The sequence below is a fragment of the Kosakonia radicincitans DSM 16656 genome, assembly GCF_000280495.2.
Classification (GTDB): Bacteria; Pseudomonadota; Gammaproteobacteria; order Enterobacterales; family Enterobacteriaceae; genus Kosakonia; species Kosakonia radicincitans.
Genome location: NZ_CP018016.1, coordinates 439,594 through 463,572 on the forward strand (window position 1 = coordinate 439,594; position 23,979 = coordinate 463,572).

General features: G+C 50.7%; 42 protein-coding genes. 36 read left to right on the forward strand and 6 right to left on the reverse strand.

Going from position 1 to position 23,979, the window contains the following annotated elements:
- The first annotated feature begins 13 nt into the window (after positions 1-13).
- The 30 genes from rplC to Y71_RS02215 all read left to right on the forward strand — a co-directional run bounded on the left by rplC (position 14) and on the right by Y71_RS02215 (position 14,509).
- Positions 14-643 (forward strand): 50S ribosomal protein L3, encoded by a 630-nt coding sequence (gene rplC, locus Y71_RS02070; RefSeq protein WP_007369810.1) that lies wholly within the window; start codon positions 14-16, stop codon positions 641-643.
- 10 nt (positions 644-653) lie between these two features.
- Positions 654-1,259 carry a 50S ribosomal protein L4 gene (rplD, locus tag Y71_RS02075; protein WP_007369811.1) on the forward strand — a complete coding sequence of 202 codons (606 nt, stop codon included), beginning with the start codon at positions 654-656 and terminating at the stop codon, positions 1,257-1,259.
- A complete protein-coding gene (rplW, locus tag Y71_RS02080) occupies positions 1,256-1,558 on the forward strand; it encodes a 50S ribosomal protein L23 (protein WP_000617546.1) in 303 nt (100 codons plus the stop codon). The genes rplD and rplW overlap by 4 nt, the downstream gene beginning before the upstream one ends.
- 17 nt (positions 1,559-1,575) lie before the next feature.
- Positions 1,576-2,397 carry a 50S ribosomal protein L2 gene (gene rplB, locus Y71_RS02085; RefSeq protein WP_007369812.1) on the forward strand — a complete coding sequence of 274 codons (822 nt, stop codon included), beginning with the start codon at positions 1,576-1,578 and terminating at the stop codon, positions 2,395-2,397.
- 16 nt (positions 2,398-2,413) lie between these two features.
- A complete protein-coding gene (gene rpsS, locus Y71_RS02090; protein ID WP_001138115.1) occupies positions 2,414-2,692 on the forward strand; it encodes a 30S ribosomal protein S19 in 279 nt (92 codons plus the stop codon).
- Positions 2,693-2,706: 14 nt separating this feature from the next.
- The gene (rplV, locus tag Y71_RS02095) at positions 2,707-3,039 is read left to right on the forward strand and encodes a 50S ribosomal protein L22 (protein WP_007369813.1); all 333 of its coding nucleotides are present in this window, start codon (positions 2,707-2,709) and stop codon (positions 3,037-3,039) included.
- Positions 3,040-3,056: 17 nt separating this feature from the next.
- Entirely contained in the window at positions 3,057-3,758 is a 702-nt protein-coding gene (gene rpsC / locus Y71_RS02100) for a 30S ribosomal protein S3 (protein ID WP_000529945.1), read from the forward strand.
- Between the two features lie 12 nt (positions 3,759-3,770).
- A complete protein-coding gene (rplP, locus tag Y71_RS02105) occupies positions 3,771-4,181 on the forward strand; it encodes a 50S ribosomal protein L16 (protein WP_007369814.1) in 411 nt (136 codons plus the stop codon).
- Positions 4,181-4,372 carry a 50S ribosomal protein L29 gene (rpmC, locus tag Y71_RS02110; protein ID WP_004388609.1) on the forward strand — a complete coding sequence of 64 codons (192 nt, stop codon included), beginning with the start codon at positions 4,181-4,183 and terminating at the stop codon, positions 4,370-4,372. The genes rplP and rpmC overlap by 1 nt, the downstream gene beginning before the upstream one ends.
- Positions 4,372-4,626: a 30S ribosomal protein S17 gene (gene rpsQ / locus Y71_RS02115; RefSeq protein WP_003031120.1), complete on the forward strand. Its 255-nt coding sequence runs from the start codon at positions 4,372-4,374 to the stop codon at positions 4,624-4,626. The genes rpmC and rpsQ overlap by 1 nt, the downstream gene beginning before the upstream one ends.
- Positions 4,627-4,791: 165 nt before the next feature.
- Positions 4,792-5,163 (forward strand): 50S ribosomal protein L14, encoded by a 372-nt coding sequence (rplN, locus tag Y71_RS02120; RefSeq protein WP_004388611.1) that lies wholly within the window; start codon positions 4,792-4,794, stop codon positions 5,161-5,163.
- A gap of 10 nt (positions 5,164-5,173) precedes the next feature.
- Positions 5,174-5,488, forward strand: coding sequence for a 50S ribosomal protein L24 (gene rplX, locus Y71_RS02125; RefSeq protein WP_007369816.1), 315 nt, complete (start codon positions 5,174-5,176; stop codon positions 5,486-5,488).
- Between the two features lie 14 nt (positions 5,489-5,502).
- On the forward strand, positions 5,503-6,042 hold the full coding sequence (rplE, locus tag Y71_RS02130) for a 50S ribosomal protein L5 (RefSeq protein WP_001096200.1): 540 nt from the start codon (positions 5,503-5,505) through the stop codon (positions 6,040-6,042).
- Positions 6,043-6,056: 14 nt separating this feature from the next.
- A complete protein-coding gene (gene rpsN, locus Y71_RS02135) occupies positions 6,057-6,362 on the forward strand; it encodes a 30S ribosomal protein S14 (RefSeq protein WP_007369817.1) in 306 nt (101 codons plus the stop codon).
- Between the two features lie 33 nt (positions 6,363-6,395).
- Positions 6,396-6,788: a 30S ribosomal protein S8 gene (rpsH, locus tag Y71_RS02140; protein ID WP_007369818.1), complete on the forward strand. Its 393-nt coding sequence runs from the start codon at positions 6,396-6,398 to the stop codon at positions 6,786-6,788.
- A 12-nt stretch (positions 6,789-6,800) separates the two neighbouring features.
- On the forward strand, positions 6,801-7,334 hold the full coding sequence (gene rplF, locus Y71_RS02145; protein ID WP_007369819.1) for a 50S ribosomal protein L6: 534 nt from the start codon (positions 6,801-6,803) through the stop codon (positions 7,332-7,334).
- A gap of 9 nt (positions 7,335-7,343) precedes the next feature.
- On the forward strand, positions 7,344-7,697 hold the full coding sequence (rplR, locus tag Y71_RS02150) for a 50S ribosomal protein L18 (protein ID WP_007369820.1): 354 nt from the start codon (positions 7,344-7,346) through the stop codon (positions 7,695-7,697).
- Between the two features lie 14 nt (positions 7,698-7,711).
- Complete coding sequence (gene rpsE, locus Y71_RS02155; protein ID WP_007369821.1) at positions 7,712-8,212, forward strand: 30S ribosomal protein S5; 501 nt, start codon at positions 7,712-7,714, stop codon at positions 8,210-8,212.
- A gap of 6 nt (positions 8,213-8,218) precedes the next feature.
- Entirely contained in the window at positions 8,219-8,398 is a 180-nt protein-coding gene (rpmD, locus tag Y71_RS02160) for a 50S ribosomal protein L30 (protein ID WP_001140434.1), read from the forward strand.
- Positions 8,399-8,401: 3 nt separating this feature from the next.
- On the forward strand, positions 8,402-8,836 hold the full coding sequence (gene rplO, locus Y71_RS02165; RefSeq protein ID WP_007369822.1) for a 50S ribosomal protein L15: 435 nt from the start codon (positions 8,402-8,404) through the stop codon (positions 8,834-8,836).
- 7 nt (positions 8,837-8,843) lie between these two features.
- Positions 8,844-10,175 carry a preprotein translocase subunit SecY gene (gene secY / locus Y71_RS02170; RefSeq protein WP_007369823.1) on the forward strand — a complete coding sequence of 444 codons (1,332 nt, stop codon included), beginning with the start codon at positions 8,844-8,846 and terminating at the stop codon, positions 10,173-10,175.
- A gap of 30 nt (positions 10,176-10,205) precedes the next feature.
- Entirely contained in the window at positions 10,206-10,322 is a 117-nt protein-coding gene (gene rpmJ / locus Y71_RS02175) for a 50S ribosomal protein L36 (RefSeq protein ID WP_000868187.1), read from the forward strand.
- Positions 10,323-10,468: 146 nt separating this feature from the next.
- Positions 10,469-10,825: a 30S ribosomal protein S13 gene (gene rpsM, locus Y71_RS02180; protein WP_007369824.1), complete on the forward strand. Its 357-nt coding sequence runs from the start codon at positions 10,469-10,471 to the stop codon at positions 10,823-10,825.
- Positions 10,826-10,841: 16 nt separating this feature from the next.
- The gene (rpsK, locus tag Y71_RS02185) at positions 10,842-11,231 is read left to right on the forward strand and encodes a 30S ribosomal protein S11 (protein ID WP_002919257.1); all 390 of its coding nucleotides are present in this window, start codon (positions 10,842-10,844) and stop codon (positions 11,229-11,231) included.
- Between the two features lie 34 nt (positions 11,232-11,265).
- Positions 11,266-11,886 carry a 30S ribosomal protein S4 gene (gene rpsD, locus Y71_RS02190; RefSeq protein ID WP_003031138.1) on the forward strand — a complete coding sequence of 207 codons (621 nt, stop codon included), beginning with the start codon at positions 11,266-11,268 and terminating at the stop codon, positions 11,884-11,886.
- 25 nt (positions 11,887-11,911) lie between these two features.
- Complete coding sequence (locus tag Y71_RS02195) at positions 11,912-12,901, forward strand: DNA-directed RNA polymerase subunit alpha (protein WP_007369825.1); 990 nt, start codon at positions 11,912-11,914, stop codon at positions 12,899-12,901.
- A gap of 40 nt (positions 12,902-12,941) precedes the next feature.
- A complete protein-coding gene (gene rplQ / locus Y71_RS02200; protein WP_002919206.1) occupies positions 12,942-13,328 on the forward strand; it encodes a 50S ribosomal protein L17 in 387 nt (128 codons plus the stop codon).
- Between the two features lie 107 nt (positions 13,329-13,435).
- Positions 13,436-13,804: a DnaJ family domain-containing protein gene (locus Y71_RS02205; protein ID WP_007369826.1), complete on the forward strand. Its 369-nt coding sequence runs from the start codon at positions 13,436-13,438 to the stop codon at positions 13,802-13,804.
- A gap of 3 nt (positions 13,805-13,807) precedes the next feature.
- Positions 13,808-14,239 (forward strand): Zn(2+)-responsive transcriptional regulator, encoded by a 432-nt coding sequence (zntR, locus tag Y71_RS02210; RefSeq protein ID WP_007369827.1) that lies wholly within the window; start codon positions 13,808-13,810, stop codon positions 14,237-14,239.
- Positions 14,240-14,296: 57 nt separating this feature from the next.
- Positions 14,297-14,509: an alternative ribosome-rescue factor A gene (locus Y71_RS02215; RefSeq protein WP_007369828.1), complete on the forward strand. Its 213-nt coding sequence runs from the start codon at positions 14,297-14,299 to the stop codon at positions 14,507-14,509.
- Here the strand turns inward: Y71_RS02215 and mscL are convergent, their stop codons facing one another.
- The 5 genes from mscL to def form a co-directional block, all read right to left on the reverse strand.
- Positions 14,510-14,923 (reverse strand): large-conductance mechanosensitive channel protein MscL, encoded by a 414-nt coding sequence (mscL, locus tag Y71_RS02220; protein WP_035890470.1) that lies wholly within the window; start codon positions 14,921-14,923, stop codon positions 14,510-14,512.
- 143 nt (positions 14,924-15,066) lie between these two features.
- Positions 15,067-16,443 (reverse strand): Trk system potassium transporter TrkA, encoded by a 1,377-nt coding sequence (gene trkA, locus Y71_RS02225; protein ID WP_007369830.1) that lies wholly within the window; start codon positions 16,441-16,443, stop codon positions 15,067-15,069.
- A gap of 22 nt (positions 16,444-16,465) precedes the next feature.
- On the reverse strand, positions 16,466-17,755 hold the full coding sequence (gene rsmB / locus Y71_RS02230; protein WP_007369831.1) for a 16S rRNA (cytosine(967)-C(5))-methyltransferase RsmB: 1,290 nt from the start codon (positions 17,753-17,755) through the stop codon (positions 16,466-16,468).
- 48 nt (positions 17,756-17,803) lie between these two features.
- The gene (gene fmt, locus Y71_RS02235; RefSeq protein WP_007369832.1) at positions 17,804-18,751 is read right to left on the reverse strand and encodes a methionyl-tRNA formyltransferase; all 948 of its coding nucleotides are present in this window, start codon (positions 18,749-18,751) and stop codon (positions 17,804-17,806) included.
- A gap of 22 nt (positions 18,752-18,773) precedes the next feature.
- A complete protein-coding gene (def, locus tag Y71_RS02240) occupies positions 18,774-19,283 on the reverse strand; it encodes a peptide deformylase (protein WP_007369833.1) in 510 nt (169 codons plus the stop codon).
- Positions 19,284-19,411: 128 nt separating this feature from the next.
- Between def and dprA the strand changes: the two genes are divergently transcribed.
- The 6 genes from dprA to Y71_RS02270 are packed head-to-tail and all read left to right on the forward strand — an operon-like array spanning position 19,412 to position 23,204.
- Positions 19,412-20,536, forward strand: coding sequence for a DNA-protecting protein DprA (dprA, locus tag Y71_RS02245; protein WP_007369834.1), 1,125 nt, complete (start codon positions 19,412-19,414; stop codon positions 20,534-20,536).
- A complete protein-coding gene (smg, locus tag Y71_RS02250) occupies positions 20,508-20,981 on the forward strand; it encodes a DUF494 family protein Smg (RefSeq protein ID WP_007369835.1) in 474 nt (157 codons plus the stop codon). Before dprA ends, smg begins: the two co-directional genes overlap by 29 nt.
- A gap of 26 nt (positions 20,982-21,007) precedes the next feature.
- The gene (locus Y71_RS02255) at positions 21,008-21,565 is read left to right on the forward strand and encodes a DNA topoisomerase family protein (RefSeq protein WP_007369836.1); all 558 of its coding nucleotides are present in this window, start codon (positions 21,008-21,010) and stop codon (positions 21,563-21,565) included.
- Positions 21,555-22,127, forward strand: a complete 573-nt coding sequence (gene tsaC / locus Y71_RS02260) for an L-threonylcarbamoyladenylate synthase type 1 TsaC (protein WP_007369837.1) — start codon at positions 21,555-21,557, stop codon at positions 22,125-22,127. The genes Y71_RS02255 and tsaC overlap by 11 nt, the downstream gene beginning before the upstream one ends.
- A gap of 4 nt (positions 22,128-22,131) precedes the next feature.
- The gene (gene aroE, locus Y71_RS02265) at positions 22,132-22,950 is read left to right on the forward strand and encodes a shikimate dehydrogenase (protein ID WP_007369838.1); all 819 of its coding nucleotides are present in this window, start codon (positions 22,132-22,134) and stop codon (positions 22,948-22,950) included.
- Positions 22,947-23,204 carry a DUF1488 family protein gene (locus Y71_RS02270; protein ID WP_007369839.1) on the forward strand — a complete coding sequence of 86 codons (258 nt, stop codon included), beginning with the start codon at positions 22,947-22,949 and terminating at the stop codon, positions 23,202-23,204. The genes aroE and Y71_RS02270 overlap by 4 nt, the downstream gene beginning before the upstream one ends.
- Here the strand turns inward: Y71_RS02270 and Y71_RS02275 are convergent.
- On the reverse strand, positions 23,180-23,734 hold the full coding sequence (locus tag Y71_RS02275; protein ID WP_007369840.1) for a gamma carbonic anhydrase family protein: 555 nt from the start codon (positions 23,732-23,734) through the stop codon (positions 23,180-23,182). The two genes, Y71_RS02270 and Y71_RS02275, sit on opposite strands and share 25 nt — an antisense overlap.
- Positions 23,735-23,979 lie beyond the last annotated feature (245 nt).

Genomic DNA, 23,979 nt, shown 5'->3' on the forward strand with positions numbered 1-23,979 from the left:
AGAGGTTGAAACAATGATTGGTTTAGTCGGTAAAAAAGTGGGCATGACCCGCATCTTCACTGAAGATGGCGTATCTATCCCAGTAACCGTAATCGAAGTTGAAGCAAACCGCGTTACTCAGGTTAAAGATCTGGCTAACGACGGCTACCGCGCTATCCAGGTTACCACCGGTGCTAAAAAAGCTAACCGTGTAACCAAGCCGGAAGCTGGCCATTTTGCTAAAGCTGGCGTAGAAGCTGGCCGCGGCCTGTGGGAATTCCGTCTTGCTGATGGCGAAGAGTTCACCGTAGGTCAGGCAATTAGCGTTGAGCTGTTTGCTGAAGTTAAAAAAGTTGACGTAACTGGCACCTCTAAAGGTAAAGGTTTCGCAGGTACCGTTAAGCGCTGGAACTTCCGTACCCAGGACGCTACCCACGGTAACTCCCTGTCTCACCGCGTTCCGGGTTCTATCGGTCAGAACCAGACTCCGGGCAAAGTGTTCAAGGGCAAGAAAATGGCAGGTCAGCTGGGTAATGAGCGTGTAACCGTTCAGAGCCTGGACGTAGTACGTGTTGACGCTGAGCGCAACCTGCTGCTGGTTAAAGGTGCTGTCCCGGGTGCAACCGGTAGCGACCTGATCGTTAAACCAGCTGTGAAGGCGTGAGGAGATAGCAATGGAATTAGTATTGAAAGACGCGCAGAGCGCGCTGACTGTTTCCGAAACTACCTTCGGTCGTGACTTCAACGAAGCGCTGGTACACCAGGTTGTTGTGGCTTATGCAGCCGGTGCTCGTCAGGGTACTCGTGCTCAGAAGACCCGTGCTGAAGTAACTGGTTCCGGTAAAAAACCGTGGCGCCAGAAAGGCACCGGCCGCGCTCGTTCCGGTTCTATCAAGAGCCCGATCTGGCGTTCTGGTGGCGTGACCTTCGCTGCGCGTCCGCAGGACCACAGTCAAAAAGTTAACAAAAAGATGTACCGCGGCGCGCTGAAAAGCATCCTGTCCGAACTGGTACGTCAGGATCGTCTGATCGTTGTCGAGCAGTTCTCTGTTGAAGCACCGAAAACCAAGCTGCTGGCTCAGAAACTGAAAGACATGGCTCTGGAAGATGTGCTGATCATCACCGGTGAGCTGGACGAGAACCTGTTCCTGGCCGCGCGCAACCTGCACAAGGTTGACGTTCGCGACGCGACTGGTATCGACCCGGTTAGCCTGATCGCCTTCGACAAAGTCGTAATGACTGCTGATGCTGTTAAGCAAGTTGAGGAGATGCTGGCATGATTCGTGAAGAACGTCTGCTGAAGGTGCTGCGTGCACCGCACGTTTCTGAAAAAGCGTCTACTGCGATGGAAAAAACTAACACCATCGTTCTCAAAGTTGCTAAAGACGCGACCAAAGCAGAAATTAAAGCTGCTGTGCAGAAACTGTTTGAAGTCGAAGTCGAAGTCGTTAACACCCTGGTAGTTAAAGGGAAAGTTAAACGTCACGGACAGCGTATCGGTCGTCGTAGCGACTGGAAAAAAGCTTACGTCACCCTGAAAGAAGGCCAGAATCTGGACTTCGTTGGCGGCGCTGAGTAAGTCGGAGGAGTAATACAATGGCAGTTGTTAAATGTAAACCGACATCTCCGGGTCGTCGCCACGTAGTTAAAGTGGTTAACCCTGAGCTGCACAAGGGCAAACCTTTTGCTCCGTTGCTGGAAAAAAACAGCAAATCCGGTGGTCGTAACAACAATGGCCGTATCACCACTCGTCATATCGGTGGTGGCCACAAGCAGGCTTACCGTATTGTTGACTTCAAACGCAACAAAGATGGTATCCCGGCAGTTGTTGAACGTCTTGAGTACGATCCGAACCGTTCCGCGAACATCGCGCTGGTTCTGTACAAAGATGGCGAACGCCGTTACATCCTGGCCCCTAAAGGCCTGAAAGCTGGCGACCAGATTCAGTCTGGCGTTGATGCTGCAATCAAAGCGGGTAACACCCTGCCGATGCGCAATATCCCGGTTGGTTCTACCGTTCATAACGTAGAAATGAAACCAGGTAAAGGCGGTCAGCTGGCACGTTCTGCTGGTACTTACGTTCAGATCGTTGCACGTGATGGTGCTTATGTCACCCTGCGTCTGCGTTCTGGTGAAATGCGTAAAGTTGAAGCTGAGTGCCGCGCTACTCTGGGCGAAGTTGGCAATGCTGAGCATATGTTGCGCGTTCTGGGTAAAGCAGGTGCTGCACGCTGGCGTGGTGTTCGTCCGACCGTTCGCGGTACTGCGATGAACCCAGTAGACCACCCACATGGTGGTGGTGAAGGTCGTAACTTTGGTAAGCACCCGGTAACTCCGTGGGGCGTTCAGACCAAAGGTAAGAAGACCCGCAGCAACAAGCGTACTGATAAATTCATCGTACGTCGCCGTAGCAAATAATTTTAGAGGATAAGCCATGCCACGTTCTCTCAAGAAAGGTCCTTTTATTGACCTGCACTTGCTGAAGAAGGTAGAGAAAGCGGTGGAAAGCGGAGACAAGAAGCCCCTGCGCACTTGGTCCCGTCGTTCAACGATCTTTCCTAACATGATCGGTTTGACCATCGCTGTCCATAATGGTCGTCAGCACGTTCCGGTATTTGTTTCCGACGAAATGGTCGGTCACAAACTGGGTGAATTCGCACCGACTCGTACTTATCGCGGCCATGCTGCTGATAAAAAAGCGAAGAAGAAATAAGGTAGGAGGAAGAGATGGAAACTTTAGCTCAACATCGCCATGCTCGTTCTTCTGCTCAGAAGGTTCGCCTTGTTGCTGACCTGATTCGCGGTAAGAAAGTGTCGCAGGCCCTGGATATTCTGACCTACACCAACAAGAAAGCGGCTGTACTGGTCAAGAAGGTTCTGGAATCTGCCATTGCTAACGCTGAACACAACGATGGCGCTGACATTGACGATCTGAAAGTTGCGAAAATTTTCGTAGACGAAGGCCCGAGCATGAAGCGTGTTATGCCGCGTGCAAAAGGTCGTGCAGATCGCATCCTGAAGCGCACCAGCCACATTACTGTGGTTGTGTCCGATCGCTGAGACTCTGGAGACTAGCAATGGGTCAGAAAGTACATCCTAATGGTATTCGCCTGGGTATTGTAAAACCATGGAACTCTACCTGGTTTGCGAACACCAAAGAATTCGCTGACAACCTGGACAGCGATTTTAAAGTACGTCAGTACCTGACTAAGGAACTGGCTAAAGCGTCTGTATCTCGTATCGTTATCGAGCGTCCGGCTAAGAGCATCCGTGTAACCATTCACACTGCTCGCCCGGGTATCGTTATCGGTAAAAAAGGTGAAGACGTTGAAAAACTGCGCAAGGTCGTAGCGGATATCGCTGGCGTTCCTGCTCAGATCAATATCGCCGAAGTTCGTAAGCCTGAACTGGACGCAAAATTGGTTGCTGACAGCATCACTTCTCAGCTGGAACGTCGTGTTATGTTCCGTCGTGCTATGAAGCGTGCTGTACAGAACGCAATGCGTCTGGGCGCTAAAGGTATCAAAGTTGAAGTTAGCGGCCGTCTGGGCGGCGCTGAGATCGCACGTACCGAATGGTATCGTGAAGGTCGCGTTCCGCTGCACACTCTGCGTGCTGACATCGACTACAACACCTCCGAAGCGCACACCACTTACGGTGTAATCGGCGTAAAAGTGTGGATCTTCAAAGGTGAGATCCTTGGTGGTATGGCTGCAGTTGAACAACCGGAAAAACCGGCTGCTCAACCTAAAAAGCAGCAGCGTAAAGGCCGTAAATAAGGAGCGTCGCTGATGTTACAACCAAAGCGTACAAAATTCCGTAAAGTGCACAAAGGCCGCAACCGTGGTCTCGCGCAGGGCACGGATGTGAGCTTCGGCACTTACGGTCTGAAAGCTGTTGGCCGTGGTCGTCTGACCGCTCGTCAGATCGAAGCAGCACGTCGTGCTATGACTCGTGCTGTTAAGCGTCAGGGTAAGATCTGGATCCGTGTATTCCCGGACAAACCGATCACCGAGAAGCCGCTGGAAGTTCGTATGGGTAAAGGTAAAGGTAACGTGGAGTATTGGGTTGCCTTGATTCAGCCGGGTAAAGTCCTGTATGAAATGGACGGCGTTCCGGAAGAGCTGGCCCGTGAAGCCTTCGAGCTGGCAGCAGCAAAACTGCCGATTAAAACCACCTTTGTAACTAAGACGGTGATGTAATGAAAGCAAAAGAGCTGCGTGAAAAGAGCGTTGAAGAGCTGAACACCGAGCTGCTTAACCTGCTGCGCGAGCAGTTCAACCTGCGTATGCAGGCTGCAAGTGGCCAGCTGCAACAGACTCACCTGTTGAAGCAAGTGCGTCGTGATGTCGCACGCGTTAAGACTTTACTGACTGAGAAGGCGGGTGCGTAATGACCGATAAAATCCGTACTCTGCAAGGTCGTGTTGTTAGCGACAAAATGGAGAAATCCATTGTTGTAGCTATCGAGCGTTTCGTGAAACACCCGATCTACGGTAAATTCATCAAACGTACGACTAAACTGCACGTACATGACGAGAACAACGAATGCGGCACTGGCGACGTGGTTGAAATCCGCGAATGCCGTCCGCTGTCCAAGACCAAGTCCTGGACGCTGGTTCGCGTTGTAGAGAAAGCGGTTCTGTAATACAGTACGCGTTCTCAAACGAATAAACGGCTCAGCGATGAGCCGTTTATTTTTTCTACCCATATCCGAGATCCGGTGTTATAATGCTGCGCCCTCGATATGGGGCTTTTTAACGACCCTGATTTTAGGGTCTTCAGTAGTAGTTGACATTAGCGGAGCACTGAAATGATCCAAGAACAGACTATGCTGAACGTCGCCGACAACTCCGGTGCACGTCGCGTAATGTGTATCAAGGTTCTGGGTGGCTCGCACCGTCGCTACGCAGGCGTAGGCGACATCATCAAGATCACCATTAAGGAAGCAATTCCGCGTGGTAAGGTCAAAAAAGGTGATGTGCTGAAGGCGGTAGTGGTGCGCACCAAGAAGGGTGTTCGTCGCCCTGACGGTTCTGTCGTTCGCTTCGATGGCAATGCTTGTGTTCTTCTGAACAACAACAGCGAGCAGCCTATCGGTACGCGTATTTTTGGGCCGGTTACTCGTGAACTTCGTTCTGAGAAGTTTATGAAAATCATCTCTCTGGCACCAGAAGTACTCTAAGGAGCGAATCATGGCAGCTAAAATCCGTCGTGATGACGAAGTTATCGTGTTAACCGGTAAAGATAAAGGTAAGCGCGGTAAAGTAAAAAATGTCCTGTCTTCCGGCAAGATCATTGTTGAAGGTATCAACCTGGTTAAGAAACATCAGAAGCCGGTTCCGGCCCTGAATCAACCGGGTGGCATCGTTGAAAAAGAAGCTGCAATTCAGGTTTCTAACGTTGCAATCTTCAATGCGGCAACCGGCAAGGCTGACCGTGTAGGCTTTAGATTCGAAGACGGTAAAAAAGTCCGTTTCTTCAAGTCTAACAGCGAAACTATCAAGTAATTTGGAGTAGTACGATGGCGAAACTGCATGATTACTACAAAGACGAAGTAGTTAAGAAACTCATGACTGAGTTTAACTACAATTCTGTCATGCAAGTCCCTCGGGTCGAGAAGATCACCCTGAATATGGGTGTTGGTGAAGCGATCGCTGACAAGAAACTGCTGGATAACGCAGCAGCTGATCTGGCAGCTATCTCCGGTCAAAAACCGTTGATCACCAAAGCGCGCAAATCTGTTGCGGGCTTCAAAATCCGTCAGGGCTATCCGATCGGCTGTAAAGTGACTCTGCGTGGCGAACGCATGTGGGAGTTCTTTGAGCGCCTGATCACTATTGCTGTACCGCGTATCCGTGACTTCCGTGGCTTGTCCGCTAAGTCTTTCGACGGTCGTGGTAACTACAGCATGGGTGTCCGTGAGCAGATCATCTTCCCAGAGATCGACTACGATAAAGTCGACCGCGTGCGTGGTTTGGATATTACCATTACCACTACTGCGAAATCTGATGAAGAAGGCCGTGCTCTGCTGGCTGCCTTTGACTTCCCGTTCCGCAAGTAAGGTAGGGTTACTTCATGGCTAAGCAATCAATGAAAGCACGCGAAGTTAAACGCGTAGCTTTAGCTGAAAAATACTTCGCGAAACGCGCTGAACTGAAAGCGATCATTTCTGATGTGAACGCTTCCGACGAAGATCGTTGGAATGCTGTTCTCAAGCTGCAGAGTCTGCCGCGTGATTCCAGCCCGTCTCGTCAGCGTAACCGCTGCCGTCAAACTGGTCGTCCGCATGGTTTCCTGCGGAAGTTCGGGTTGAGCCGTATTAAGGTCCGTGAATCCGCTATGCGCGGTGAAATCCCGGGTCTGAAAAAGGCTAGCTGGTAATTGTCACCAATTGAATCACGGGAGTAAAGACAGATGAGCATGCAAGATCCGATCGCGGATATGCTGACCCGTATCCGTAACGGTCAGGCCGCGAACAAAGCTGCGGTCACCATGCCTTCCTCCAGGCTGAAAGTGGCAATTGCCAACGTGCTGAAGGAAGAAGGTTTTATTGAAGATTTTAAAATTGAAGGCGACATCAAGCCGGAACTGGAACTGACTCTCAAGTACTTCCAGGGTAAAGCTGTGGTAGAAAGCATTCAGCGTATCAGCCGCCCAGGTCTGCGCATCTATAAGAAAAAAGATGAGCTGCCGAAAGTTATGGGTGGTATGGGTATCGCAGTTGTTTCTACCTCTAAAGGTGTTATGACTGATCGTGCAGCGCGCCAGGCTGGTCTTGGTGGCGAAATTATCTGCTACGTAGCCTAATCGGAGGAAAAAATGTCTCGTGTTGCTAAAGCACCGGTCGTTATTCCTGCCGGCGTTGATGTAAAAATCAACGGTCAGGTTATCACGATCAAAGGTAAAAACGGCGAGCTGACTCGTACCCTGAACGATGCTGTTGAAGTTAATCATGCAGACAATGCTCTGACCTTCGGTCCGCGTGCTGGTTACGTGGATGGTTGGGCTCAGGCTGGTACCGCGCGTGCCCTGCTGAACGCAATGGTTATCGGTGTTACCGAAGGCTTCACTAAGAAGCTGCAGCTGGTTGGTGTAGGTTATCGTGCAGCGGTCAAAGGGAACGTAGTAAACCTGGCACTGGGTTTCTCTCATCCTGTAGACCATCAGTTGCCGGCCGGTATCACTGCTGAATGTCCGACTCAGACTGAAATCGTGCTGAAAGGCGCTGATAAGCAGATGATCGGCCAGGTAGCAGCAGATCTGCGCGCCTACCGTCGTCCTGAGCCGTATAAAGGCAAGGGTGTTCGTTACGCCGACGAAGTCGTGCGTACCAAAGAGGCTAAGAAGAAGTAAGGTAACACTATGGATAAGAAATCTGCTCGTATCCGTCGTGCGACCCGCGCACGCCGCAAGCTCAAAGAGCTTGGTGCGACACGCCTGGTGGTACATCGTACCCCGCGTCATATTTACGCCCAGGTAATCGCATCGAATGGTTCTGAAGTTCTGGTAGCTGCTTCTACTGTAGAAAAAGCTATCGCTGAACAACTGAAGTACACCGGTAACAAAGACGCGGCCGCAGCTGTGGGTAAAGCTGTAGCTGAACGCGCTCTGGAAAAAGGCATTAAAGATGTGTCCTTTGACCGTTCCGGGTTCCAATATCATGGTCGCGTCCAGGCACTGGCAGATGCTGCCCGTGAAGCTGGCCTTCAGTTCTAAGGTAGAGGTGTAAGATGGCTCACATCGAAAAACAAGCTGGCGAACTGCAGGAAAAGCTGATCGCGGTAAACCGCGTATCTAAAACCGTTAAAGGTGGTCGTATTTTCTCCTTCACAGCTCTGACTGTTGTTGGTGATGGTAACGGTCGCGTTGGTTTTGGTTACGGTAAAGCCCGCGAAGTTCCGGCAGCGATCCAGAAAGCGATGGAAAAAGCCCGTCGCAATATGATTAACGTCGCGCTGAACCACGGCACCCTGCAGCACCCGGTTAAGGGTACTCACACGGGTTCTCGTGTATTCATGCAGCCGGCTTCCGAAGGTACCGGTATTATTGCCGGTGGTGCAATGCGCGCCGTTCTGGAAGTCGCTGGGGTTCATAACGTTCTGGCTAAAGCATATGGTTCCACCAACCCGATCAACGTGGTTCGTGCAACTATTGATGGCCTGGAAAATATGAAATCTCCGGAAATGGTCGCTGCCAAGCGTGGTAAATCCGTTGAAGAAATTCTGGGGTAATTGACCATGGCAAAGACTATTAAAATCACTCAAACCCGCAGTGCAATCGGTCGTCTGCCGAAACACAAGGCAACGCTGCTTGGCCTGGGTCTGCGTCGTATTGGTCATACTGTAGAACGTGAGGATACTCCTGCGGTTCGTGGTATGGTCAACGCGGTTTCCTTCATGGTTAAAGTTGAGGAGTAAGAGATGCGTTTAAATACTCTGTCTCCGGCCGAAGGCTCCAAAAAGGCGGGTAAACGCCTGGGTCGTGGTATCGGTTCTGGCCTCGGTAAAACCGGTGGTCGTGGTCACAAAGGTCAGAAATCTCGTTCTGGCGGTGGCGTACGTCGCGGTTTCGAGGGTGGCCAGATGCCACTGTATCGTCGTCTGCCGAAATTCGGTTTCACTTCTCGTAAAGCAATGATCACGGCAGAGATTCGTCTGTCCGATCTGGCGAAAGTAGAAGGCGACGTAGTAGACCTGAACACGCTGAAAGCAGCTAACATTATCGGCATCCAGATCGAGTTCGCGAAAGTGATCCTGGCTGGTGAAGTAGCTCGTCCGGTAACTGTTCGTGGCCTGCGTGTTACTAAAGGCGCTCGTGCTGCTATCGAAGCTGCTGGCGGTAAAATTGAGGAATAAGTAGCAGATGGCTAAACAACCGGGGTTAGATTTCCAAAGTGCCAAAGGTGGAATTGGCGAACTGAAACGCAGACTGCTGTTTGTTATCGGTGCGCTGATTGTGTTCCGTATTGGCTCTTTTATTCCGATCCCTGGTATTGATGCCGCTGTACTTGCCAAACTGCTTGAACAACAGCGAGGCACCATCATTGAAATGTTTAACATGTTCTCTGGTGGTGCTCTCAGCCGTGCTTCTATCTTTGCTCTGGGTATTATGCCGTATATTTCGGCGTCCATTATTATCCAACTGCTAACGGTCGTTCACCCGGCCCTGGCGGAGTTAAAGAAAGAAGGGGAATCTGGTCGTCGTAAGATTAGCCAGTACACCCGCTACGGTACCCTGGTGTTGGCTATATTCCAGTCGATCGGTATTGCTACCGGTTTGCCGAATATGCCCGGAATGCAGGGCCTGGTAATGAATCCGGGCTTTGCATTCTACTTCACCGCTGTTGTAAGTCTGGTTACAGGAACTATGTTCCTGATGTGGCTCGGCGAACAAATTACTGAACGTGGTATCGGTAACGGTATCTCGATCATTATTTTCGCCGGTATTGTGGCGGGTCTTCCGCCAGCCATTGCCCATACTATCGAGCAAGCGCGTCAAGGCGACCTGCACTTCCTTCTGTTGCTGTTGGTTGCAGTATTAGTATTCGCAGTGACGTTCTTTGTTGTTTTCGTTGAGCGTGGTCAACGCCGCATTGTGGTAAACTACGCGAAACGTCAGCAAGGTCGTCGTGTCTATGCTGCTCAGAGCACACATTTGCCGCTGAAAGTAAATATGGCAGGGGTAATCCCGGCTATTTTTGCTTCCAGTATTATTCTGTTCCCTGCGACTATTGCATCATGGTTCGGGGGCGGTACTGGTTGGAACTGGCTGACAACAATTTCGCTGTATTTGCAGCCTGGGCAACCGCTTTATGTGTTACTCTATGCGTCTGCAATCATCTTCTTCTGTTTCTTCTACACGGCGTTGGTTTTCAACCCGCGTGAAACAGCAGATAACCTGAAGAAGTCTGGTGCATTCGTACCAGGAATTCGTCCGGGAGAGCAAACGGCGAAGTATATCGATAAAGTAATGACTCGTCTGACTCTGGTTGGTGCGTTGTATATTACTTTTATCTGCCTGATCCCGGAGTTCATGCGTGATGCAATGAAAGTGCCGTTCTACTTCGGTGGGACTTCTCTGCTTATCGTTGTTGTCGTGATTATGGACTTTATGGCTCAAGTGCAAACTCTGATGATGTCCAGTCAATATGAGTCTGCATTGAAGAAGGCGAACCTGAAAGGCTACGGTCGTTAATGGTCGCCCGAGAAGTTACGGAGAGTAAAAATGAAAGTTCGTGCTTCCGTCAAGAAATTATGCCGTAACTGCAAAATCGTTAAACGTGATGGCGTCATCCGTGTGATTTGCAGTGCCGAGCCGAAGCATAAACAGCGCCAAGGCTGATTATTTCGCATATTTTTCTTGCAAAGTTGGGTTGAGCTGGCTAGATTAGCCAGCCAATCTTTTGTATGTCTGTACGTTTCCATTTGAGTATCCTGAAAACGGGCTTTTCAGCATGGTACGTACAAGTAAAATTATAGGAGTGCATAGTGGCCCGTATAGCAGGCATTAACATTCCTGATCAGAAACATGCTGTGATCGCATTAACTTCGATCTATGGCGTCGGTAAAACCCGCTCCCAGGCCATTCTGGCGGCTGCGGGCATCGCTGAAAATGTTAAGATCAGTGAGCTGTCTGAAGAACAAATCGACACGCTGCGTGACGAAGTTGCCAAATTTGTCGTTGAAGGTGATCTGCGCCGTGAAATTAGCATGAGCATCAAGCGCCTGATGGATCTTGGTTGCTATCGCGGTTTGCGTCATCGTCGTGGTCTCCCGGTTCGCGGTCAGCGTACCAAGACCAACGCACGTACCCGTAAGGGTCCGCGCAAACCGATCAAGAAATAATCGGGGTGATTGAATAATGGCAAAGGCACCAATTCGTGCACGTAAACGTGTAAGAAAACAAGTCTCTGACGGCGTGGCTCATATCCATGCTTCTTTCAACAACACCATCGTTACTATTACTGATCGTCAGGGTAACGCGCTGGGTTGGGCAACAGCCGGTGGTTCCGGTTTCCGTGGTTCTCGCAAATCCACTCCGTTTGCAGCTCAGGTTGCAGCAGAGCGTTGCGCTGAAGCCGTAAAAGAATACGGCATCAAGAATCTGGAAGTTATGGTTAAGGGACCGGGTCCGGGTCGCGAATCTACTATTCGTGCTCTGAACGCCGCTGGTTTCCGCATCACTAATATTACTGATGTGACTCCGATCCCTCACAACGGTTGTCGTCCGCCGAAAAAACGTCGCGTATAACGCGCTCGTTTTCTAGGATTGTTGGAGAAAGAAAATGGCAAGATATTTGGGTCCTAAGCTCAAGCTGAGCCGTCGTGAGGGCACAGACCTGTTCCTTAAGTCTGGCGTTCGCGCGATCGATACCAAGTGTAAAATTGAACAAGCTCCTGGCCAGCACGGTGCGCGTAAACCGCGTCTGTCTGACTATGGTGTGCAGTTGCGTGAAAAGCAAAAAGTTCGCCGTATCTACGGTGTGCTGGAGCGTCAGTTCCGTAACTACTACAAAGAAGCAGCACGTCTGAAAGGCAACACTGGTGAAAACCTGCTGGGTCTGCTGGAAGGTCGTCTGGACAACGTTGTATACCGTATGGGCTTTGGCGCCACTCGTGCAGAAGCACGTCAGCTGGTTAGCCACAAAGCAATCATGGTAAACGGTCGTGTTGTTAACATCGCTTCTTATCAGGTTAGTCCGAATGACGTGGTTAGCATTCGTGAGAAAGCGAAAAAGCAGTCTCGCGTGAAAGCCGCTCTGGAGCTGGCTGAGCAGCGTGAAAAGCCAACCTGGCTGGAAGTTGATGCTGGCAAGATGGAAGGTACGTTCAAGCGTAAGCCGGAGCGTTCTGATCTGTCTGCGGACATTAACGAACACCTGATCGTCGAGCTTTACTCCAAGTAAAGCTTAGTACCAAAGAGAGGACACAATGCAGGGTTCTGTGACAGAGTTTCTAAAACCGCGCCTGGTAGATATCGAGCAAGTGAGTTCGACGCACGCCAAGGTGACCCTTGAGCCTTTAGAGCGTGGCTTTGGCCATACTCTGGGTAACGCACTGCGCCGTATTCTGCTCTCATCGATGCCGGGTTGCGCGGTGACTGAGGTTGAGATTGATGGTGTACTTCATGAGTACAGCACCAAAGAAGGCGTTCAGGAAGATATCCTTGAAATCCTGCTCAACCTGAAAGGGCTGGCGGTGAGAGTTCAGGGTAAAGATGATGTTATTCTTACTCTGAATAAATCTGGCATTGGCCCTGTGACCGCAGCCGACATTACCCACGACGGTGATGTCGAAATCGTCAAGCCGCAGCATGTGATCTGCCACCTGACCGATGAAAACGCATCTATCAATATGCGTATCAAAGTTCAGCGCGGTCGTGGTTATGTGCCGGCGTCTGCCCGAATTCATTCGGAAGAAGATGAGCGCCCGATCGGCCGTTTACTGGTTGATGCGTGCTACAGCCCTGTAGAGCGAATTGCCTACAATGTTGAAGCAGCACGTGTTGAACAGCGCACCGACCTGGACAAGCTGGTCATCGAAATGGAAACCAATGGCACAATCGATCCTGAAGAGGCGATTCGTCGTGCGGCAACCATCCTGGCAGAACAACTGGAAGCTTTCGTTGATTTACGTGATGTACGTCAGCCGGAAGTTAAAGAAGAGAAACCAGAATTCGATCCGATCCTGCTGCGCCCTGTTGACGATCTGGAATTGACTGTCCGCTCTGCTAACTGCCTCAAGGCAGAAGCTATCCACTATATCGGTGATCTGGTACAGCGTACCGAGGTTGAGTTGCTGAAAACGCCGAACCTGGGTAAAAAATCTCTTACTGAGATTAAAGACGTGCTGGCCTCACGTGGTCTGTCTCTGGGCATGCGCCTGGAAAACTGGCCGCCGGCAAGCATTGCTGACGAGTAACCGGATCACAGGTTAAGGTTTTACTGAGAAGGATAAGGTCATGCGCCATCGTAAGAGTGGTCGTCAACTGAACCGCAACAGCAGCCATCGCCAGGCCATGTTCCGTAACATGGCAGGTTCTCTGGTTCGTCATGAGATCATCAAGACGACTCTGCCGAAAGCGAAAGAGCTGCGTCGCGTAGTTGAGCCGCTGATTACTCTTGCCAAGACTGATAGCGTTGCTAATCGTCGTCTGGCATTCGCCCGTACTCGTGATAACGAGATCGTGGCAAAACTGTTTAACGAGCTGGGCCCGCGTTTCGCGAGCCGTGCCGGTGGTTACACTCGCATTCTGAAGTGTGGCTTCCGTGCTGGTGACAATGCTCCGATGGCTTACATCGAGCTGGTTGATCGCGCCGAGCCGAAAGCAGAAGCTGCTGCAGAGTAATCTGTAGTAACGTAAAAAGACCCGCTTCGGCGGGTTTTTTTATATCCTGAGCATTATCACTTTCCTACAATGTTCTTATCTTTCTTGCTCATCCCTGGAGACCCATTATGTGGTTGCTTGATCAGTGGGCAGAACGGCATATTCTTGACGCCCAAAATAAAGGTGAATTCGACAGCCTTCCCGGCAGCGGCGAGCCGCTCACTCTGGATGATGATTCTCATGTTCCTCCGGAGCTTCGAGCTGGATACCGTTTATTAAAGAATGCCGGCTGTCTACCGCCAGAGCTTGAATATCGTAGAGAAGCGATCGCGCTGGCTGATTTGTTAAATGGCGTGCAGGAAAATCATCCACAGCATCGAGAGTTGCAACGTCGCTTATCTTTACTTGAGCTCAAATTGCGCCAGGCAGGTTTAAGTACTGATTTTCTGCGTGGTGATTACGCCACAAAACTGCTGCAAAAGTTGAATGAGGAGTAGCCTATGTACCGCATTGGTGAAATTGCAAAACTAGCTGAAGTGACGCCAGATACCATCCGCTACTACGAAAAACAACAAATGATGGATCATGAAATACGGACGGAAGGCGGTTTTCGTCTTTATTCGGATCGGGATTTGCAACGTCTAAAATTTATCCGCCATGCGCGCCAGTTAGGATTTACGTTAGAAGCGATACGCGAATTACTGTCGATTCGAATTGATCCTGAACATCATACATGCCAGGAGTCGAAGAGTATTGTGCAGACCCGTCTGGCTGAAGTGGAGGCACGTATTGATGAACTCCAGACGATGCGGCGTTCCCTGCAGAAACTGAACGATGCCTGTTGTGGTACCGCGCACAGCAGCGTCTATTGTTCCATTCTGGAAGAGCTGGAACAGGGCGCGAGTGGTAAGACTGATTCGTCGACATGTTGATCTTCTCTGCGCAGAGATCTACACTTCGGCCGTTTTAATATACAAACTGGAGAAGTTATGAGCCGCTATCAACATACCAAAGGGCAGATTAATGATAATGCCATCGAGGCATTGTTGCATGATCCACTGTTCAGACAGCGTATTGAGAAAAATAAGAAAGGGAAAGGGAGTTATCTGCGAAAAGAAAAACATGCAAACCGGGGCTATAAGGAGGCCAGTGGCAAGCAAGCATATCGCTTATTTACCACTGGCCTTCTGGTTTCTGCTTAATTAATTACGGTTATTCTGCTCTTTCAGCAGGTCGCGGATTTCGCTCAGCAAGACTTCTTCTTTGCTTGGTGCCGGCGGGGCTTTAGGCTCTTCTTCCTGATTGCGTTTCAGTTTATTAATTACCTTGATCGCAAGGAAGATGGCAAAAGCAACGATGATAAAATCAAATACATTCTGGATAAACACGCCGTAATGCATTACGACAGCGGGCACATCGCCCTGTGCATCTCGCAACGTTAATGCAAACTGTTTGAAATCAATTCCGCCAATTAATAATCCAAGTGGCGGCATAATGATATCGGCTACCAGTGAAGATACGATTTTACCGAATGCTGCACCGATGATCACACCAACGGCCAAATCCACTACATTGCCGCGCATTGCGAACTCGCGGAACTCTTTCAAAATACTCATATCCTTCTCCATGGGCAGGCTGTCTGGATAAGTTTAACAAATTACTGTTCAATTTCCATTTGCAGAGAAAACTAACCAGACTTTTTAATCCCTTGTTAATACAGGGATTAAAAAAGGATGCGGATATTCGCATCCTTTGATGATTAAAGGAAGAAAGGGCTTGGCTGGAAGAGTCTTTCAACATCCGTAATATATTTTTTATCGGTTAAGAACATAATTACATGGTCGCCCTGCTCAATACGCAAATTATCATTAGCAATCATCACATCGTTGCCACGTACTACCGCGCCAATAATCGTTCCGGGTGGGAGTTTAATCTCATCAATAACACGACCCACCACGCGAGAAGTCGTTTCATCACCGTGCGCGACAGCTTCGATCGCCTCGGCAACGCCACGACGCAATGAAGATACACCGACAATATCGGCTTTGCGTACGTGGCTAAGCAGTGCGGAGATAGTTGCCTGCTGCGGTGAAATCGCAATATCAATTACGCTGCCCTGTACCAGATCGACGTAAGCGCGGCGCTGGATCAGCACCATGACCTTTTTCGCTCCCATACGTTTGGCCAGCATTGCCGACATAATATTCGCTTCGTCATCATTGGTGACGGCAATAAACAGATCAACTTGATCGATGTGTTCTTCGGCCAGCAATTCTTGATCCGACGCATCCCCATAGAAAACGATGGTGTTTTGTAGTTTTTCTGCCAGTTCTGCGGCACGCTGCTGATCGCGTTCGATCAATTTGACGCTGTAATCTTTCTCCAGTTGGCGTGCCAGACCTGCGCCTATATTCCCGCCGCCAACCAGCATGATGCGTTTGTACGGTTTTTCCAGGCGCTGCAGTTCGCTCATTACTGCGCGAATATGCTGCGATGCGGCAATAAAGAACACCTCGTCTCCGGCCTCTACAATGGTGGAACCTTGCGGTCGAATAGGGCGGTCGTGGCGAAATATGGCCGCAACGCGGGTATCAATATGCGGCATATGTTCTCGCATCGTCGATAATGCATTACCAACGAGCGGCCCACCGTAATAGGCTTTAACTACGGCAAGACTGACTTTCCCCTCGGCGAAATTCACTACTTGCAGTGCTCCCGGATACTCGATTAGTCGATAGATACTATCGATAACCAACTGTTCCGGTGCAATTAAATGGTCGATCGGTACAGCTTCTGAGTGGAACAGTTTATCGGCATCGCGCACATAGTCTGGCGAACGAATACGTGCAATGCGGTTCGGCGTATTAAACAGCGAGTAAGCAACCTGACAGGCAACCATATTGGTTTCATCTGAACTTGTCACAGCGACCAGCATATCGGCATCATCTGCGCCGGCTTCACGTAATACTCGTGGATGCGATCCATGCCCCTGCACAACGCGCAGATCAAACTTGTCCTGCAGGCTGCGCAGACGGTCGCCATTGGTATCGACAACGGTAATGTCGTTATTCTCACCGACCAGGTTTTCCGCCAGCGTGCCGCCAACCTGCCCTGCACCCAGAATAATTATTTTCATCTGCTGTGACCCGTTGTTCTCATCACTGTTTGATTATCTTAGCGTAAAAGAAACCGTCGCCTTCTTCCGCTCCCGGCAATTTCTGCAACCCTGGCTGTTCCGGCGTACCGGTCAAGCTAAGCTGCGCATCTGGCGTACGCTTAAGGAAAGCTGCAACCTGCTGGCTGTTCTCTTCCGGCAGGATCGAACAGGTTGCGTATACCAGCGTGCCGCCAGATTTTAGATGAGGCCAGATAGCATCCAGAATTTCTGACTGTAAGTGTACCAGCTCAGGGATATCGCGATCGCGACGCAGCCACTTGATGTCCGGGTGTCGACGAATAACCCCTGTCGCAGAGCAAGGAGCATCTACCAGAATACGGTCAAAGACTTCATCACCACACCACTGTGACGGGAAACGACCGTCTCCCTGTTTGACCTGCGCTTTCATACCCAGACGTTTCAGGTTGTCGTAAACGCGGGATAAGCGTTGTTCGTCAACATCCACGGCCAGAACGCTGGCTTCCGGCGCCGCCTCAAGAATATGTGTTGTTTTGCCGCCTGGTGCAGCACAAAGATCGAGAATGCGTTCGCCATTTTGCGGAGCGAGGAAGTAAACACAACCCTGGGCTGACGCATCCTGCACCGTGACCCAGCCTTCTGCAAATCCAGGAAGCGCAGTAACGGGAGCTGCCGCTACCAGACGCACGGCATCCGGGTAATCCGCATGAGTCAATCCTTGCAAACCATGTTCTTCCAGTAATGCCAGCCAGGCGTCACGGGTATGGTGTTGGCGGTTCACGCGCAGCCACATTGGTGGGCGTTGATTACTGGCCTCGATAACCTGCTGCCATTGCTGCGGATAAGCTTTTTGTACTCGTTTTAGCAGCCATGCCGGAAACAGATAGCGGTTATCGCTGCTGGCGAATTCCGCCAGTAACTCCTCTTGCTGACGCTGAAACTGACGCAACACGCCATTAATCAGCCCCTTAAGTTGCGGTCGTTTGATAGCAACCGCACCTTCTACCGTTTCTGCCAGCGCTGCATGCGCAGGAATTCGGGTATGTAGAAGCTGATAAAACCCGACCATGATCAGATAGTGTACCGTGCGTTGCTTCCCGGTCATCGGACGCGACATTAGCTTATTGATCAGCCAGTCGAGTTGCGGCAGCACACGTAAAACACCGAAGCACAACTCCTGGAGCAGTGCCTTATCTTTGTCAGAGACTTTCTGTTGAAGCGGCGGCAGGATATTGCTGAGCGATTGCCCTTGTTCTATCACCTGCTCGATGGCCTGCGCAGCCATACTGCGTAAATTATTCTGTTTTTTCATAACCACAAACATAAAAATGCCCGGCAAAACCGGGCCAGGAAATGCGTATCACGCCAGGCGGTTGCCGGGGACAAACCACTCACGCCGCGAGTTCAGGAGGTCCTGCGCGCTCATGGCTTTTTTACCTGCCGGCTGTAGCGACTCAAGATTCAGTATTCCATCAACGGTGGCAACCTGAATACCCGCTTTTGAAGCATCCAGAACCGTACCCGGCTCAGCACGGGTAGCAGAAGGAATCACCGAGGCTTGCCATATTTTCACCGGCTGCTCATCAATCATGAACCAGCTCATTGGCCACGGGTTGAAAGCACGGATGCAGCGTTCCAACTGCGCGGCGCTGAGCGACCAGTCAATACGCGCCTCTTCTTTGCTCAGTTTCTCTGCGTAAGTGACCAGCGCTTCGTCCTGCACCTGTGGTTGCGCGTTGCCCTGAGCAAGCTGTTGCAGTGTCGCAAGCAGCCCCTGCGGGCCAAGTTCCGCTAATTTCGCATACAGCGTGGCACTGGTGTCTTGTGCGGTAATAGGGCATGAAAGCTTATATAGCATATCGCCAGTATCGAGCCCCACATCCATTTGCATAATAGTGACGCCGGTTTCCTCATCGCCAGCCCATAATGAGCGCTGGATCGGCGCCGCGCCGCGCCAGCGCGGCAGCAGAGAACCATGCACGTTTATGCAGCCCTTGCGCGGCATATCCAGAACGGCTTTGGGAAGAATCAAACCATATGCCACTACGACCATGACATCGGCGTTAAGGTCGGCAATCAGTTGCTGATTTTCCTGTTGGCGCAGAGATGCTGGCTGAAACACCGGCAAGCCTTTTTCTTCTGCCAGCACTTTCACCGGGCTAGGCATTAGTTTTTTACCGCGGCCGGCGGGACGATCGGGCTGGGTGAAAACCCCAACGACCTTATGCTCAGAAGACAACAGCGCGTCAAGATGACGCGCTGCGAAGTCAGGTGTGCCGGCGAAAATAATACGTAGAGAATCTGACACGTTTATCCCTTTTTGCCTGCGCTTAAGCGCGAGCGTTCATGCGATCCAGTTTTTCAACTTTCTGGCGAATGCGCTGACGTTTCATCGGCGACAGGTAATCAATGAACAGTTTACCTACCAGATGATCCATCTCGTGCTGAATACAGATAGCCAGTAGCCCATCAGCTTCCAGTTCGAATGTTTTTCCGTCACGATCCAGCGCCCGAATTTTCACTTTTTCAGCGCGCGGTACTAATGCACGTTGTTCCGGAATTGACAGACAGCCTTCTTCGATGCCTGTTTCACCGCTTTTTTCCAGCAGTTCCGGGTTAATCAGTACCAGTTGTTCATCGCGATTTTCAGAAACGTCAATCACGATAATGCGCTGATGGATATCAACCTGCGTTGCCGCAAGACCAATACCTTCTTCTGCGTACATGGTTTCAAACATATCATCCACAATACGTTGAATGTCCGCATTTACTTCTTTTACCGGCTCGGCGACTTTGCGAAGACGCTCGTCCGGAATATGTAACACATGCAAAACTGCCATAAATATCCAGAGTCGTGTTCAGGAGTTGGTGAGAATATTATCTCTATTCTAGACAAAACCCCCACTGATTGACAGCATCGGTGACCAATCGCAAGGATTGCCAGGACGGCTTGTGGCAGGGGAAACGGATGACACCCACAGAGATAGAATTACGTTTACTACAGGTCGGAGACCTGTGCGGCGATAAATGGTTACGTACAGCGCAATGGCTGGAGCAAAGCAAGGGAGCAACGCCTGAAGAACTAGAGCATTTCGGGCTGACAACAGCGCAGGTCAGGCGTTTTTTCTCTTTGTCGGCGCAGGAACTGGAGAGGAGCCTGGACTGGCTGAGTCAGGCAAACCATCATCTCATCAGCGCCAGTGATGCGGCGTATCCCGAACCTCTGCGCGCTATTGCTGATTATCCGGGTGCCATTTTGGTGAAGGGCGAAGTCTCAGCGCTAAAAACTCAACAACTGGCAGTTGTTGGCAGCCGTGCCCATTCCTGGTATGGAGAGCGCTGGGGACGTCTGTTTTGCGAAGCGCTTGCCCGAAGTGGTTTCACCATTACCAGCGGTATGGCTCTGGGGATCGACAGTGTTGCTCACCGGGCCGCGTTGAATGTTGGAGGCAAAAGCGTGGCTGTGTTGGGAAATGGCCTGTTTAGCCTCTATCCCCGGCGACACTCAGCGCTTGCCAGCCAGCTTATTGATTGCGGTGGTGCACTGGTTTCCGAATTTCCCCTTGCGGCGCATCCCAAACGGGAACATTTTCCTCGACGAAATCGCGTTATCAGCGGCCTTAGTCGTGGTGTGCTGGTTGTTGAAGCCGCGTTACGCAGCGGATCGCTCGTTACCGCCCGAAGTGCGCTTGAACAAGGCCGTGAGGTTTTTGCGCTGCCCGGCCCAATTGGTAGTCCCGGTAGCGAGGGGCCGCATTGGTTGATCAAACAAGGGGCAACTTTGGTGACATCTGCCGATGAGATCCTCGAAAGTTTGCAATATGGGCTAAGCTGGCTACCTGAACCAGGTGGAAATTCATTTTATTCTTCAGATCAAGAAGAGGTGGCATTGCCATTTCCTGAGCTCCTGGCTAACGTAGGAGATGAGGTAACACCTGTTGACGTCGTCGCTGAACGTGCCGGCCAACCTGTGCCAGTCACAGCCGCTCAATTGCTTGAACTGGAGTTAGCAGGATGGATCGCAGCTGTACCCGGCGGCTATGTCCGATTGAGGAGGGCAAGCCATGTTCGACGTACTAATGTACTTGTTTGAGACTTACATCCATAACGAAGCTGAAATGCGTGTGGATCAAGACAAACTGGAACGGGATCTTACCGACGCCGGATTTGATCGTGAAGATATCTACAACGCTCTTTTGTGGCTGGAAAAGCTGGCTGATTATCAGGAAGGCCTCGCCGAACCGATGCAGCTTGCTTCTGATCCACTCTCCGTGCGTATCTATACGGCTGAAGAGTGCGAAAGGCTGGATGCCAGTTGCCGGGGATTTTTGTTGTTCCTTGAGCAGATTCAGGTGCTAAACCTCGAAACCCGAGAAATGGTGATAGAACGTGTGCTGGCGCTGGATACGGCAGAGTTCGACCTGGAAGACCTTAAATGGGTCATCCTGATGGTACTCTTCAATATTCCAGGGTGTGAAAACGCATACCAGCAAATGGAAGAATTACTCTTTGAAGTGAATGAAGGTATGCTGCACTAATCATTTTTGCAGCTTCAAGAGTCGTTATGGCCAAATCAGCACTGTTTTCGGTGCGCAACAACGAGCCCTGCCCACAATGCGGGGCTGAACTTGTTATCCGTTCCGGGAAACACGGCCCGTTTCTCGGATGTTCCCATTATCCGGAATGCGATTATGTTCGTCCCCTGAAGAGCCAGGCGGATGGACATATTGTTAAAGTTCTGGATGGGCATCTGTGTCCGGATTGCGGTGCACCGATGGTATTACGGCAAGGGCGTTTTGGTATGTTTATCGGTTGTAGTCAGTATCCGGAGTGTGAACATACCGAGCTGATTGATAAGCCTGACGATACCGCCATTACCTGCCCGCAGTGTCAGAGCGGTCATCTGGTGCAGCGCCGTTCCCGATACGGCAAAACCTTCTATTCCTGCGATCGCTACCCTGATTGTCAGTTCGTTATCAATTTCAAGCCGGTGGCGGGTGAATGTCCTGCATGCCACTACCCGCTGCTTATCGAAAAGAAAACCGCGCAAGGTGTAAAACGCTTCTGCGCCAGTAAACAATGTGGACAGCCGGTAACGGCGGAACAAACTCGTGAAGAATAACCTGCCAACAGATCCTGTCGCTTCGGCGATCGGGGTTCTGAATAAAGAAGAAGTCATCGCTTATCCAACTGAAGCTGTTTTTGGTGTCGGTTGCGACCCGGACAGTGAAACTGCCGTCTATCGTCTGCTTGAACTGAAGCAGCGTCCGGTTGATAAAGGCTTAATCCTGATTGCTGCCAACTTTGATCAACTGAAACCCTATATTGATGACAGTATGCTGACGGACGAACAACGCAAGGCCGTCTTCAAATGCTGGCCTGGCCCGGTAACCTTTGTGTTTCCGGCAAAACCAACCACACCGCGCTGGTTAACCGGGCGTTTTGACTCGCTGGCTGTACGTGTCACCGATCATCCTATGGTCATTGCACTTTGCACGGCTTACGGTAAACCGCTGGTTTCAACAAGTGCCAATTTATCCGGGCTGCCGCCTTGCAGAACAGCGCAAGAGGTTATCGAACAATTTGGTGCCGACTTTCCGGTGATTGATGCGCCAACGGGTGGCCGGCAGAACCCTTCGGAAATTCGTGATGCCCTCACCGGCGAACTTTTTCGCCAGGGATAATAGTATGGAATCCTACGCAGTCTTCGGTAACCCTATTGCTCATAGTAAGTCGCCCTTTATCCATCAACAGTTTGCTCTTCAGCTTGGCATCGACCATCCCTATGGGCGCGTGCTTGCGCCAATAAATGACTTTGTGAATACGCTGGATGCCTTCTTTGCTGCTGGTGGTAAAGGCGCAAACGTTACGGTTCCCTTTAAAGAAGAGGCATTTGCCCGAGCCGATGAACTGACAGAACGTGCAGCGCTGGCTGGTGCAGTAAATACATTAAAGCGCCTTGATGATGGGCGTTTGGTGGGAGATAACACCGATGGCATAGGTCTGCTCAGCGATTTACAACGGCTGGGCTTTATCCGCCCGGGATTTCGTATCCTGTTGGTTGGCGCGGGAGGTGCGGCGCGTGGCGTATTACTTCCTCTATTATCACTGGATTGTGCGATAACGATTACTAACAGAACATTTTCACGGGCGGAAGAGCTGGCGAAGCTTTTTGCTCATACCGGTAGCGTCGTTGCCGTGCAAATGGATGATCTTCAGGAGCATGAATTCGATCTGATCATCAATGCAACTTCCAGCGGGATTGGTGGGGATATCCCGGCATTACCGTCGTCGCTCGTTCATGCCAGGCTTTACTGCTACGACATGTTCTACCAAAAAGGGAACACACCGTTTCTGGACTGGAGTATAAACTTGGGTGCAAAACAGTGCGCAGATGGTTTGGGTATGCTGGTGGGGCAGGCTGCACATGCGGTATTGCTGTGGCACGGCGTGTTGCCGGATGTTGAACCAGTCATTCAGACGCTGAAGCAGGAGCTGGCGAAATGAATCAGGCTATCCAGTTTCCGGATCGCGAAGAGTGGGATCCCTCAATGCAGGCTGTCTGCTTTCCGGCACTGGTTAATGGAATGCAGATGATATGCGGCATTAAAGGTGATGCCCTAAAGCAACGTTTCGGCGTTGAAACGCCGGAGCAGTTTCTGGCGACGTTTCGTGACTATCGCTGGGATCTGGAGGAAGAGGCGGAACAGTTGATCCGCCAACAGAAGGAAGATGATCAGGGTATTGTCTGGTTATCCTGATCCAGATACTCATCTTTCCATTTCACATAGTTGTTCGCCGAGTACTTTAATCCTTCTATTTCCGCTTTCTTCAGGGGGCGGATCTGTTTTACCGGGCTTCCCAGATACAAGTATCCGCTCTCCAGCCGCTTGTTTTGCGGCACCAGGCTGCCTGCGCCGATCATGACGTCGTCGTCAATAACCGCGCCATCCAGCAAAATAGAGCCCATTCCAACCAGCACGCGATCGCCAATGGAGCACCCGTGTAGCATCACTTTATGCCCAACGGTGACATCCTCGCCGATGATGAGTGGGTTTCCCTCGGGGTTATAAGAAGATTTATGTGTAACATGCAGAACGCTACCGTCCTGAATATTGCTGCGGGCACCGATCTCTACATAGTTCACATCACCGCGAATGACGACCAGCGGCCAGATGCCTACATCATCGGCAATTCTGACATCACCAATTACCACGCTGCTGCTATCAACCATGACCCGCAAGCCGATTTTAGGGAAGAGATCCTTATAAGGACGTAAAACAATTGACATAGCTACCTCATCAAAAACGGGCTGAGATAGAGACTTTGATCGTTAGAAAGGCCTTCTGCAAGCCTTTTACGCGTCATTAAGTGCGCAGATCGTACGGGATCGCAGCAAAAAGAATGAAAAAACAGCAGTCAGAAAAAAAGATCGCAAAAAGGCTTGTGCTTAAAATTGGGATCCCTATAATGCGCCTCCGTTGACACGACAACGTGAATCACTTCACGAGATAGTCGGGTAACGAAAGAGAAAAA